Below are 12,255 nucleotides of genomic sequence, written 5' to 3' on the forward strand. Positions count from 1 at the left end.
ACCGAGGCGTGATGTTACTCGCGGGAAACAGGGCGACACAATCCGTCCGGCTAAGATTCTTTGCACCGCACTCTTTTTGATCCGTAAATGAGTATCGGGGCATGCTCCTCTTATCAAGGAATGCGCACCCGAAGGCAGGGAATTACGTACCGTCGACCGGAACCCCGCACGCGGCGCGCAGGCGGAGCCGGCCCTCCGGGACACGCGGAAGTCCGGCTTCCACTCCCCGGCGAGTGGCATGGGATTCGGCCACGCGGCTCGAAATCTCCCCCCAGAGGCGGGCGTTCACCCGCGTTCGCCGTGGTGAGCCGCCCGTACGCCCGGCCGCTCCCCGGTCCGGCCGACTCAGGCCGGACCGCGCGGGGAACAACTCGGCGTCGGCGGAACCGCTTTGTTGTCACCGTCCGAGCGGGCGGCCGAAATTCATTGTCCGAAAGCGCGTAGCAGCGCCCGACCTGCACGGAAGTCGCACAGTGCGGCCGAGATGTGTGCCCCTTGCACGCCGATCTTGTCCAAGTGGTGTGCAGTGCCTGTTCCTTGGTCTATCTTCGTCGCGAACTTGGTACGCACCTGTCGGTTCGTGGGAGCGCTTTCCCCCACCGCCTCACCCCACCACCGGGCGCCGGGAGCAAGGGGATCTGTCATGCCACATCTCATACAGCCATTGGACACCGAAGACCCGCTCGGGCCGCTCCCACAGGAATTCGCGGCGATCATGCGGCCCGAACTGCCCAGCCTCATCAAGGAAATCGGTGTCGAGGTCACCCGGGCTTATCCGGAATACGCCCGGCTGCTCGACGGGCCGAACGGGCAGGCCATCAGGGTGGGCGTGGAGCAGAGCCTCGCCGCTTTCGTGGATCTGGTGGCCGAGCCCTCCTCCCCCACCACACTCCGGGACGACATGTGCCGGCGCTTCGGACGGTTCGAGGCGTACGAGGGCCGGAGCATGGACACCCTCCAGGGGGCCTACCGGCTGGGCGCGCGGGTGGCGCTGCGGCGCGCGAAGAAGGTCGGGCAGAGCTACCACCTCTCCCCCACGCTGATGCTGAGCTTCGCCGACGCGCTCTTCGCCTACGTCGACGAACTGGAATCGCTTTCCCGGGAAGGTTTCCTGGAGGCGCAGTCCCAGTCGGGCGAGCACAGCGAGGCGCTGCGCCGCCGGCTGCTCCATCTGATCCTCGCCGGGCGGCCGGCCCCCGGCAGCGCCATCGCCGATCTGTGCGAGCAGACCGGGTGGACGCTGCCCGAGGAGGTCACGCTGATCGCCGTACGGGCCCCGGCGGAGCTGGACCGGCTGAGCGCGGACCGGGACCTGCTCGTCGACCTCAGCGTCCCGCAGCCGCACCTGCTCGTCCCCGGAGCGATGGACGACACGCGAAGAGCCATGCTGACCCAGGCCCTGCCGGCCGGGCGCATGGCGATCGGGCTGACCGTCCCCACGGCGCTGGCCTGCGAATCGCTCCGCTGGGCCCGCCGGGTTCTGGAGCTCGTCGACTCCGGCGTGATCGACGACGCTCCGCTGATCCCGTGCGAGGACCACCTCCTCACCCTGTGGCTGCTGTCCGACCCCGCGCTGCTGGACCAGCTCGCCCAGCGGGAGTTGGCCGCCGTCGCGGGGATCAGCACGACCCGCCGGGAACGGCTGGTCGAGACGCTGCGGATCTGGCTCGACACCCGGGGCACCGCGGCGCAGATGGGTGCGCTGCTGGATGTCCACCCGCAGACCGTGCGCTATCGCATGCGCAGCCTGGAGACCATCTTCGGTGACCAACTCGTCGATCCGCAGAGCCGCTTCGCCACCGAGGCCGTGCTGCGCGCGCTGCGGCTGCGCTCCCGCGCCACCGGCACATCCCCCTGATCCGGATCACATCCGGCGCGGCCGGTCAACTTACCGACGCGTAAGGGGAAATAGACGGTCAGTCCCAAACGGTTGCGACACGGAGACGTATCCGGCGAGAAACCCGGAACCACGTCCCGTACACAGGAGGGAGCCCGCCGCCCACCAGGCGACGGCTCCCGTGCACCGCCTCCTGGCCAACCAGCGAAAAGGGAAGCCTCATGACCGCCTCGCACCTGCTCGTCCCCGTGCCGATCCCGGACCGGGTCGCCGCGCTCATCGGTTCGTGTATTCCGCCGCACATCCTCCAGGCGGAGTTCGACGCCGACTGCGCGGCCCGGGAGGTCCGCAGGTTCCGCGGGCCACGGCTGGGCGTCGAGGACCAGGCCGACCGTGAACAGGCCCTGGCCGAACTGGCACGCGCCAACAAGGTGCTCGCCGCGCACCACCCCCACCTCGCCGTACTGCCCGGCTCACCCTGCTGACCGGCCTTGCGGGACGCCACCGGCCCCATTACCTTACTCTCAAGTAAGTTTACTTCGGAGTAAGGAACTGGCGTGGACGGAATCAGCAGCGGCAACCTCACCGGCGACCTGTCCTCGCTCGACTTCGCCGCGGTCGGCCCCGAGGAGTTCGCACGGATCGTCAAGGGCCTGTCCGCCAAGCAGCTCGCCGAGGTCATGCGGGGCGACCTGCGCACCCGGATCCTCGGCGAGGTCTTCGGCCGGATGGAGCAGCAGTTCCGGCCCGAGTCGGCCGGCGGCCTCACCGCGCTGATCCGCTGGAAGATCACCGGGGAGAGCGACGCGGTCTACGAGACCGCGATAGCCGACGGCGCCTGCCGGGTCACCGCGGGCCGCTCCGACGCCGAGCCCCGCACCACGCTGGTGATGGCCGACGCGGAGTTCCTCAAGCTCGTCTCCGGCAACGGCAATCCGGTCACGATGTTCATGACGCGCAAGCTCAAGGTCGCCGGTGACGTCGGCCTGGCGTCCGGCCTCACCCGCTACTTCGACATCCCCAAGGCGTGAGGGCATGAGCTTCTTCTCGCTGGCCCTGACCGAGGAACAGCAGGACCTGCGCGACTGGGTGCACGGCTTCGCCGCCCAGGTGGTCCGCCCGGCCGCCGCCGAGTGGGACGCCCGGGAGGAAACCCCCTGGCCGGTGATCCAGGAGGCCGCCCGGATCGGCCTGTACGGCTTCGAATCGCTCGCCGATCTGTACGGGGACCCCACGGGGCTCTCCCTCCAGATCGCCAACGAGGAGCTGTTCTGGGGCGACGCGGGGATCGGCATGGCGCTGTTCGGCACCTCGCTCGCGGTCGCCGGAATCTTCGCGTCCGGCACTCCGGACCAGCTGGCCGAGTGGGTGCCGCAGTGCTTCGGTGACGAGGACGACCCGAAGGTCGCCGCGTTCTGCGTCTCCGAACCGGGCGCGGGCTCCGACGTCTCCGCGATGACGACGAGGGCCCGTTACGACGAGGCGGCCGACGCGTGGGTCATCTCCGGCCAGAAGGCGTGGATCACGAACGGCGGCATCGCCGAGGTCCATGTCGTCGTCGCCTCGGTGGACCCGTCGCTCGGCTCCCGGGGCCAGGCCGCGTTCATCGTCCCGCCCGGCACGAAGGGCCTGACGGCGGGCCGCACGGTCAAGAAGCTCGGCCTGCGCGCCTCGCACACCGCGGACCTCTTCCTCGACGACGTCCGCGTCCCCGGTCACTGCCTGCTCGGCGGAAAGGAAAGGCTGGACGCCCGCCTCGCCCGGGCCCGCGAGGGCGGCCCCGCCAAGGGCCAGGCGGCCATGGCCACGTTCGAGGTCAGCCGCCCGACGGTGGCCGCCCAGGCCCTCGGCATCGCGCGGGCCGCGTACGAATACGCCCTCGAATACGCCGGTGAGCGCGAGGCGTTCGGCAGGCCGGTCATCGAGAACCAGTCGATCGCCTTCGCGCTGGCGGACATCCGCACCGAGATCGAGGCCGTACGCCTGCTGATCTGGCAGGCGGCCTGGATGGCTCGCAACGACCGCACGTTCGACGCGGGCCAGGGCTCCATGTCCAAGCTGCGGGCCGGTGAACTCGCGGTCGCGGCGACGGAGAAGGCGGTCCAGATCCTGGGCGGCGCGGGCTACAGCCGGGAGCACCCGGTGGAGCGGATGTACCGCGACGCGAAGATCTACACGATCTTCGAGGGGACGAGCGAGATCCAGCGCCTCGTCATCGCGCGGGCGATCTCGGGCCGGCACATCCGCTGAACGAACTCCACGCTCCTCCTCCACCCTTTGGTCACAATTCCATCACCACCGGAAGAAGTCGCTCCCCCGGTCCCCGCCGGGTCGCTACGGTCGGCCCTCCACACAGCACCTCGGGGGGACCATGGACTGGAACAGTTCGCAGCACCCGTCACGTCAGCCCGGCTGGGGCCAGGGGGGCGACTTCACGCCACAGCCGCCTTCGGCAGGGGGGCCGCGGTGGGCACGGAAGCGTGTCGTGCTCCCGGTCGCCGGCGTGTTGTTCCTGCTCGGTGTCGGGATCGGCGCCACGGGTGAACAGCCGCAGGAAGTGCGCACGGTCGCGGCGAAGACCAAGCCCGGGCCGACGGTCACGGTCACGGAGACGGCGACGGTCACGGTGACCGCGACGCCGGAGCCGGCCCCGACCGTCACGAAGGTCAAGAAGGTACGGGTCACGGTCACCGCCGCTCCCCCGGAGCCGGAGCCCGCGGAGAAGCCCGTGGCGCGGGACGACTCCACCGGCAGCAGCGGAGGCTCCGGCGGTACATCGGCGTACTACGCGAACTGCGATGCGGTCCGTGCCGCCGGTGCCGCGCCCATCCGGTCCGGCCAGCCCGGCTACGGGCGGCACTTGGACCGTGACGGTGACGGAGTGGGCTGCGAATAGGCTGCGCCCGGGGTCCGCGAGCATGTGATTCTCGTCGCCCCGGACGCGCACGCCGCCGCCGGACGGGAAGCCCGCGTACCGCGTTCCCGGCCGGGCGCCCCCGGGCCGTCACAGAGCCCGTCGGGACGTGCGCCGTGGACCACCGCACCCTGTCACACGCCGCCCACGTGCGGCGATGACAGTTCGGGGGCGCTCGGTCGCGGCGGGACGTGGCGACGGGGTGAAGAGGTTCACCGGGCGGCGGGACAGCGCCCCGGCGCCGCTTCGCCGCCGGGGCGGCGGCGGCCCGTGGCGGGCCCCACACGTTCGACCGGCAGCCGGACCGGCTCCGGGCCACTAGCCTCTTCACATGACCTCCACTTCGACCCAGCCGACGCCTGCCCGCCCGATGGTCGAGCTGAACGCGGAGATCCGCGCTCTGGTCGCCGACGGCGGTGTGGTGTCGCCCGAGGGCCGCCGGGAGTACGAGCGGCTTCTCGTCGAGTGGGTGGCGGCCGTACGGGGCACCTCCGCGGAAGCCGTCTGACCGTACGGCGGCGGGTGCGCCCGCCGGAAGACCGTGCAGTCTCCACTGAAGAGGAACCACCCCCTCCGCGAAGCCCGGCCCGGGTGTCGGCGATAGTGATCGTCCGTCCGCGTCCTCACCCCGGGAGCACCTCATGACCGCCGCGTCCCCCGCCGGCGCACGTCGCCCGTCCCTCCTGTTCGTCACCGATCTCACGTACGAGGCGCGCGGCCGCCGCTACTGCGACGAGGACATCTACCTCTCCTCCCGGCTCCGCGAGGCGTTCGACGTCGCGCTCTGCCATCCCCGGAACGCGGCCGCGCTGCTGGCCGGGTTCGACACCGTGCTGGTCCGCAACAGCGGGCCGGTGCTGCACTACCGGGAGGCCTACGACGCCTTCCTCGTACGGGCCCGGGAGCTGAGGGCGGCCGTCTACAACCCGCTGGACGGGCGCGGCGACATGGCGGGCAAGGAGTATCTGGTCGAGATGTCCGCGGCGGGGCTTCCGGTCATCCCGACGGTGGACCGGGCAGCGGGTCTGGCCGAGCTGCCGGACGCCGCCCGGTACGTGGTGAAGCCGAAGCTGGGGGCGGACTCGGTCGGGCTGCGGTTCGCCACCGCGGCGGAGGCCCGCACCGAGCTGGACGGGGCGGCCGAGGGGTCCCTCCTCGTCCAGCCGCGGATCGACTTCCGGCACGAGGTGTCGTTCTACTTCGTCGACCACGACTTCCAGTACGCGCTGTACGCCCCCGACCCGGAGCGGCGCTGGGTGCTGGAGCCGTACGCGGCGAGCGCGGAGGACCTGGAGTTCGCCCGGCGCTTCATCGCCTGGAACACCCTCGACCACGGGATCCAGCGGGTCGACGCCTGCCGGACGGCGGACGGCGCCCTGCTGCTCGTCGAGCTGGAGGACCTCAATCCGTACCTGTCGCTGGACCGGGTCGGGGAGGACGTCCGGGAGGCGTTCGTGGCCCGGCTGAAGGCGTCTATCGCCTCGCTGCCCCGCTGACCTCCCGTTCGGCCCGCCCCCGCATGCGAGGGCGGGCCGCCGGTGTGAGGGTGCAGGGGTGACGACTGCCAGCGAGCAAGCCCCCGCCACACAGAGTGCCGCCGCGCCGCCGCCCGTCCTCGACCGGCGGCGGCGCAACATCGTCTTCACGACGATCGTGCTCGGCATGCTGCTCGCGGCACTGGACCAGACGATCGTGGGCACGGCTCTGCCGACGATCGTGTCGGACCTGGGCGGCGCGGCGCACATGTCGTGGGTGGTCACCGCGTACCTGCTGGCCGAGACGGTGGCCACCGTGCTGGTCGGCAAGTTCGGCGACCTGTTCGGGCGGAAGCTGGTCTTCCAGGTCTCGGCGATCATCTTCATCACGGGTTCGTTCCTGTGCGGACTCGCCTCGGACATGGTGCTGCTGATCATCTGGCGCGGGATGCAGGGCATCGGCGCGGGCGGCCTCATGGTCACGTCGATGGCGCTGATCGCGGACGTGATCCCGCTGCGCGAACGGGGCAAGTACCAGGGTGCGATCGGGGCGGTCTTCGGTATCTCCACCGTGATCGGGCCGCTGCTCGGCGGGCTGTTCACCGACCATCTGACCTGGCGCTGGGCGTTCTACGTCAATGTGCCGATCGCAATCGTGGTGGTCATCGCCGCCGCCCGCAACATCCCCTCGGTGAAGGCGGCGGGCCGGCCCTCCATCGACTACACCGGAATCGCGCTGGTCGGCGTCGGGGCCAGCGCGCTGATCCTCGCGACGAGCTGGGGCGGCAACGAGTACGCCTGGGGCTCTGCCGTGATCATCGGGCTCTTCGTCGGCGGCCTGATCGCGCTCGCGCTGTTCTGTGTCGTGGAGACGCGGGCGAAGGAACCGATGCTGCCGATGCGGCTGTTCCGGAACCCGGTCTTCACGGTCTGCTCGATCCTCAGCTTCATCGTCGGTTTCGCGATGCTCGGCTCGATGATCTTCCTCCCGACCTATCTCCAGTACGTGGACGGCGACTCGGCGACGCTGTCGGGAGTGCGGACGCTGCCGCTGGTCGCCGGTCTGCTGGCCGCCTCGATCTTCAGCGGCAACGTGGTGAGCAAGACGGGCCGCTACCGCGTCTTCCCGATCGTGGGGACGCTGGTGATGGCGGCCGGGCTGTTCCTGCTGTCCCGTATGGGGCCGGGGACCGGCGTCTGGCTGGAGTCCCTCTACATGGTGGTGCTGGGGCTCGGCATCGGCCTCGCCATGCAGGTGCTGACCATCGCCGTGCAGAACACCGTCGACTACGAGGACCTGGGCACGGCCACCTCGGGCGTGACGTTCTTCCGTACGCTGGGCAGCGCCTTCGGCACGGCGGTGTTCGGCACCATCTACGCCAACGCGCTGAAGCCGAACCTCACCGACGGCGTCGCGCAGGCTGTCGCCGCGGGCGGCGATCCGGCGGTCCTGGCCAGAGCCTCCGAAAGCCCACAGGCCCTGCACGCGCTGCCCACCGCCCAGTCGGAGCCGCTGGCACAGGCCTACGCGGACACCCTGCACACGGTGTTCCTGTGGACCGTGCCGGTCGCCCTGATCGGCTTCGTCATCGCGCTGTTCCTCAAGGAGGTGAAGCTGCGGGACTCGGCGCGGCTCGGGTCGACGGACATGGGCGAGGGCTTCGCCCAGCCGGGCAGCGGGGACTCGGCGAAGGTCCTGGAGTACGCCGTGGCCACGATCCTGCACGGCGCGGGTCCGGAGACCGCCCGGCGGATCACCGCCGAGTCCGACACCCGGCTCGACATGGCGGGGGCCTGGGCGGTGATGCAGGTGGACCTGTTCACCAGGATGGTCGGCCACGCGGGCCTCGGGCTGATCGCGGCCCGGCACCGCATCCCGCCGGAGGTCCTGGTGCCCGTCTTCGACCGGATGATCGAGGAGGGCTATCTGACGGGCGACGGCCGGATCTTCTCGCACACGGCGGCGGGCAGGCGGGAGGCGGCGGTGATCTCCGACGCCTGGGGCCGTTGGCTCAACGACCGCCTGGCCGAGGACGGCGCACGCCCCGACGACCGCCAACTGAAGGCCACCGTGGACGTCATCGCCAAGCGGCTACTGGCGGAGGACCTGGCCCAGGAGCTGTCCCCCGCGGCCGGACCGGGCGGCTCTACGCGGGTGGGGGCTCCGGTCTGACCCATCCGCCCCGGGCCGGCCGAAGCTGATGTGCACGCCCCCTGCTCAGTCGACGAAGACCGCCGTCGTGTAGACCCAGGCTCCGTCGATACGGGCGAATCGGCTCTTCTCGTGGAGGGAGTCGGGACGTCCGTCGTCGGTGTAGTGGGCGCGGAAGGTGACCGTTCCGGTGGAGTGGAAGGCGCTGCCCTCGGTGGTCTCCAGGATCTCCAGGCCCACCCAGCGCATCGACGGGTCGAAGTCGACGCCGGGCGGCCGGGTCTCGGGGTGCCAGGTGCGCAGCAGGTAGGCCGCGTCCCGGACGACGAAGGCCGCGTACCGGGAGCGCATCAGGGCCTCACAGGTCGGCGCGGCGGCGCTGCCGGAGTGGAACCGGCCGCAGCACTCCCCGTAGGCGGCGGGCAGGCCGCAGGGGCACGGGGAGGCGGGGGTGATCCGCGGGGCGGCGGTTGCCCGGGGCCGGGAGGTGCGTCGTTCCATGGGTCCATTGTGACGCGTGGTGGCGGGCGCCCGCGTACGAGCGCCCGCGTACGAGCCGTGCCGCACCGCCGTCGGCCCGCCCCGCGCGTGGACCGACGGTGACGCGGCACGCGTCAGGGCTTGCGCGCGACGCCCGCGTAGCCGGGGATCGGCTCCTCGCCCGGTACGTCGATGACCTCGCCGAGTTCGGGGTGCCAGTCGGCCGAGAGCGAGACGCCCGGTTCGACCAGTTCGAGGCCGTCGAAGAACGCCGTCAGCTCGGCGCGGCTGCGGGGGCGCAGGGTCATCCCGCGCGCCTTGTACATGGCCCGGGCCTGCGCGGCGCCCTCCGGGTCGAAGTCGCCGGTGGTGTGCGAGAGCACGAGGTAGCTGCCGGAGGGAAGCTGTTCGACCAGCTTGTCCACCAGGGCGGCCGCGCCGTCCTCGTCGTCGATGAAGTGCAGCAGGGCCAGCAGGGAGAGGGCTATCGGCTGCTCGAAGTCCAGCACCTTGCCGGCCTGGGCGAGGATCGTCTCCGGTTGGCGGGCGTCCGCCTGGATGTACTCGGTGGCTCCCTCGGGCGTCGACCGGAGCAGGGCCGCCGCGTGGGCCAGCACGATCGGGTCGTTGTCGCAGTAGACGACGCGCGCCTCGGGAGCGGCCTGCTGGGCGATCTGGTGGAGGTTCGGCTCGGTGGGTATGCCGGTGCCGATGTCCAGGAACTGGCGCACACCGTGCTCGGAGAGCCAGCGGGTCGCGCGGTGCATGAACGCCCGGTTGACCCGCGCCATGTCGCGGCCCCGCGCGTCCAGGGTGAGCAGTTGTCGCGCCATCTGTTCGTCGACCGGGTAGTTGTCCTTGCCGCCGAGGAACCAGTCGTACATACGGGCCGGGTGCGGCTTGCTGGTGTCGATCTCGATGGAGTGGCGTTCTTGCCCGGTCATGGCGCGCTCCGTGGTCAGAGGTCCGTGGACGATGAGGTGGGGCTGTCAGGTGAGCAGGAAGTCGGCCTGGCCGGCCTTGGCGCCCTGGATGAACGCGGCGATCTCGCCGTTGGAGTAGATGAGAGCCGGGCCGTCGGGGTCGGCCGACTGGCGGACGGCGACCCGCCCGTCGGCGAGCTTCATGGCCTCGATGCAGTTGCCGCCGTTCCCGCCGCTCCACGGCTTGTACCAGCCCTCGGAGCCCAGGTCACCGGCCGGCATGCCGTTGTATATGTGGTTCATCACAGCTCCTTGCGGAAGCCCCGGAGGATTTCCTTCGTGCGTTGTGCAGTTGCGGCCTGAGCCGCCATGCGGTCCATGACTTCGAGGTAGGAGGCCACCTCGGGGCGGGCGTCGAAGTAGACGGCGCCGGTCAGGTACTCGCTGTAGACCATGTCGGGGAGTTCGGGGACGGCGAACCGGAAGAGGACGAACGGGCCGTAGGTTCCCGGGTGGTGGCCGGATGCGAACTCCGCGATCTGCAGCGTGACATGGGGAAGCTCCGTGGCCTCCAGCAGCTTGTCGATCTGCCCGCGCATCACCTGCGCGCTCTCGACGGGCCGCCGCATGACGGTCTCGTCCATGATCACCCAGAGCCGGGGGGCGTCCTCCTTGGCCAGCAGGGACTGCCGTTCCATCCGCAGCGCCACATGGCGCTCGATGTCCTCGGGCCGGGTCTGGCCGACCGCCCCGTTCCGCATCACGGAGCGGGCGTAGTCCTCGGTCTGGAGCAGGCCGGGCACGAAGTGCGGCTCGTACATGCGCAGCAGGCTCGCGGCGCCCTCCAGGCTGACGTACATGCTGAACCAGTCGGGCAGCACGTCGTGGAAACGCTGCCACCAGCCCGGCCGGTTCGCCTCCTCGGCCAGGTCGACGAAGTCCTCGGCCTCCTGGTCGGCGACGCCGTACGCCTTCAGCAGCAATTGGACGTAGGGGATCTTCAGGCCGACCTCGGCCGTCTCCATCCTGCGTATCGTCGCGGGGGCGACCCGGAGGACCTTCGCCGCCTGGTCACGGGTCAGACCGACACGCTCGCGCAGATCCTGCAGGCGCTTGCCGAGAACGACCTGGCCCACGGTCGGGGCGGACCGCGGTTCGCTCACTTCAGACCTCCCCATGCGCTGTTTTGCGAGCAGTGTGCCATGCGTGCGCCCCCAACGACACAGTCACTCTGTAAATTTCAGAGTGCCCCTTGCCAAGTGTCATCGTCAGGGGGAGAGTTGACTCCCGAACCAGTTCGCTCAGTCATGCCCGCCCCCGAGCACCCGGGGAACGAAGCGTGACGCAGCCCCCACTGTGAGGAATCGGTCGTGGCACCTGGCAGTGCGCTCATCCCCCGGCTCATGGACCTCAGCCCCGGGACGGAGGCGCTTCGTTACTGCTTCGCGCTGCCGGCGCACCCCGAGTCGGTGGCCGGTGCGCGGGAGCTGACGCGGGCCCGGCTGGACGCCTGGAAGCTCGGCCGGGACGCCTGTGACGCGGCGGTCCTCATCGTGTCCGAGCTGGTGACCAACGCGGTCGTGCACACCGCGAGCACCCGGGTGGTCTGCGAGCTGAGCCGGTTCGGCAGACGCCTGCGGATAGCCGTGCAGGACCAGGGCCACCAGCCCTGCGGTCCGCGGCTGCGCCCCTCCTCCGACGACGAGCACGGCCGTGGTCTGCTCCTCGTCGACGCGATGAGCAGCGCCTGGGGGTCGCACGACGCGGGGGACGCCTCCGGGCGCATCGTCTGGGCGGAGCTGCCGCACGGCGCCGAGCAGTTGTCCGGCGCGGAGCGGGCGTGTTGAGGAACGCGCTGGCCCGGCTGCGCGCGGCACACCGGGGCCGGACGCCCGAGCAGGTCCGCGGTGGCCCGGTGCGGCTGGCGCTGCCGGCGTCGATGTCGGCCACTCTGGGGTGCGACGCGGTCGGCGTGCCCGCCCGGCACGGCTTCCGCCTGATGTCCCATCTGCCGCGCACCGGCTGCGTCTTCGCCGACGCTGACCGCTGGTGGTGGATCGTCCCGACCGGCTCCGACCTGGATCTGGACTGGCCCGAGCAGGTGACGTACGCACGCGACGCGGCCGTGCCCGGCGGACGCCCCCGGTTGATCCACTCACCGGACGCCCTGACTCCCTACACCCCGCCCATTCCGCTGTTCCTGATGGTCTGCCAGGTGACGGGAGTGGTCCCGAGCTGGGACGCCCCGGGTACGCGGAGCGTCGTGTCCGCGCCGTAGCCGCCCCGGTGACCGGGCACAGAGCCCGCGACCGAACGAGCCGGGCCCGGTCAGGTCGGGCCCGTCTCGTTCGGTCGTGCTGCCGGCCGGGTACTGTCGGGCGTCGCACGGCAGACGGCAGTTCGACGACAGGGTCTAGGGGTCGTCTTCAAAGGGGATCGGGTGGTGAGAGATGATCCTGGTCATGGTGCGTCGT

The 12,255-nt window shown here is 70.8% G+C and carries 14 protein-coding genes; 10 read left to right on the plus strand and 4 right to left on the minus strand.

Annotation, left to right across the window (positions count from 1 at the left end):
* The first annotated feature begins 643 nt into the window (after positions 1-643).
* The 8 genes from IE145_RS19765 (at position 644) to IE145_RS19800 (ending at position 8,399) form a co-directional block, all read left to right on the plus strand.
* A complete protein-coding gene (locus IE145_RS19765) occupies positions 644-1,858 on the plus strand; it encodes a PucR family transcriptional regulator (protein ID WP_189526673.1) in 1,215 nt (404 codons plus the stop codon).
* 200 nt (positions 1,859-2,058) lie between these two features.
* Positions 2,059-2,322: a hypothetical protein gene (locus tag IE145_RS19770; protein ID WP_189526675.1), complete on the plus strand. Its 264-nt coding sequence runs from the start codon at positions 2,059-2,061 to the stop codon at positions 2,320-2,322.
* Between the two features lie 72 nt (positions 2,323-2,394).
* Positions 2,395-2,868, plus strand: a complete 474-nt coding sequence (locus IE145_RS19775; RefSeq protein WP_189526677.1) for an SCP2 sterol-binding domain-containing protein — start codon at positions 2,395-2,397, stop codon at positions 2,866-2,868.
* A 4-nt stretch (positions 2,869-2,872) separates the two neighbouring features.
* On the plus strand, positions 2,873-4,087 hold the full coding sequence (locus IE145_RS19780; protein WP_189526679.1) for an acyl-CoA dehydrogenase family protein: 1,215 nt from the start codon (positions 2,873-2,875) through the stop codon (positions 4,085-4,087).
* Between the two features lie 235 nt (positions 4,088-4,322).
* Positions 4,323-4,733 (plus strand): excalibur calcium-binding domain-containing protein, encoded by a 411-nt coding sequence (locus IE145_RS19785; protein WP_308427822.1) that lies wholly within the window; start codon positions 4,323-4,325, stop codon positions 4,731-4,733.
* Between the two features lie 349 nt (positions 4,734-5,082).
* Positions 5,083-5,259 carry a hypothetical protein gene (locus IE145_RS19790; protein ID WP_189526726.1) on the plus strand — a complete coding sequence of 59 codons (177 nt, stop codon included), beginning with the start codon at positions 5,083-5,085 and terminating at the stop codon, positions 5,257-5,259.
* Positions 5,260-5,392: 133 nt separating this feature from the next.
* Positions 5,393-6,247: an ATP-grasp domain-containing protein gene (locus tag IE145_RS19795; RefSeq protein WP_189526683.1), complete on the plus strand. Its 855-nt coding sequence runs from the start codon at positions 5,393-5,395 to the stop codon at positions 6,245-6,247.
* A 58-nt stretch (positions 6,248-6,305) separates the two neighbouring features.
* Positions 6,306-8,399 carry an MDR family MFS transporter gene (locus IE145_RS19800; protein ID WP_189526684.1) on the plus strand — a complete coding sequence of 698 codons (2,094 nt, stop codon included), beginning with the start codon at positions 6,306-6,308 and terminating at the stop codon, positions 8,397-8,399.
* Positions 8,400-8,444: 45 nt separating this feature from the next.
* On the opposite strand, the gene IE145_RS19805 is transcribed toward IE145_RS19800, so the two are convergent.
* From IE145_RS19805 to IE145_RS19820, 4 genes are all read right to left on the minus strand, one after another.
* Positions 8,445-8,879 (minus strand): YchJ family protein, encoded by a 435-nt coding sequence (locus tag IE145_RS19805; protein ID WP_189526685.1) that lies wholly within the window; start codon positions 8,877-8,879, stop codon positions 8,445-8,447.
* A 113-nt stretch (positions 8,880-8,992) separates the two neighbouring features.
* A complete protein-coding gene (locus IE145_RS19810) occupies positions 8,993-9,802 on the minus strand; it encodes an SAM-dependent methyltransferase (protein ID WP_189526689.1) in 810 nt (269 codons plus the stop codon).
* A 45-nt stretch (positions 9,803-9,847) separates the two neighbouring features.
* Positions 9,848-10,084 (minus strand): DUF397 domain-containing protein, encoded by a 237-nt coding sequence (locus IE145_RS19815; protein ID WP_010058136.1) that lies wholly within the window; start codon positions 10,082-10,084, stop codon positions 9,848-9,850.
* Entirely contained in the window at positions 10,084-10,944 is an 861-nt protein-coding gene (locus tag IE145_RS19820) for a Sco1979 family transcriptional regulator (RefSeq protein WP_189526691.1), read from the minus strand. Before IE145_RS19820 ends, IE145_RS19815 begins: the two co-directional genes overlap by 1 nt.
* A 207-nt stretch (positions 10,945-11,151) precedes the next feature.
* On the opposite strand from IE145_RS19820, the gene IE145_RS19825 reads away from it, so the two are divergent.
* On the plus strand, positions 11,152-11,628 hold the full coding sequence (locus IE145_RS19825; RefSeq protein ID WP_189526694.1) for an ATP-binding protein: 477 nt from the start codon (positions 11,152-11,154) through the stop codon (positions 11,626-11,628).
* A complete protein-coding gene (locus tag IE145_RS19830; protein ID WP_189526695.1) occupies positions 11,622-12,059 on the plus strand; it encodes a hypothetical protein in 438 nt (145 codons plus the stop codon). The genes IE145_RS19825 and IE145_RS19830 overlap by 7 nt, the downstream gene beginning before the upstream one ends.
* Positions 12,060-12,255 lie beyond the last annotated feature (196 nt).

The sequence above is a fragment of the Streptomyces sindenensis genome (assembly GCF_014649035.1).
GTDB classification, from domain to species: domain Bacteria; phylum Actinomycetota; class Actinomycetes; order Streptomycetales; family Streptomycetaceae; genus Streptomyces; species Streptomyces sindenensis.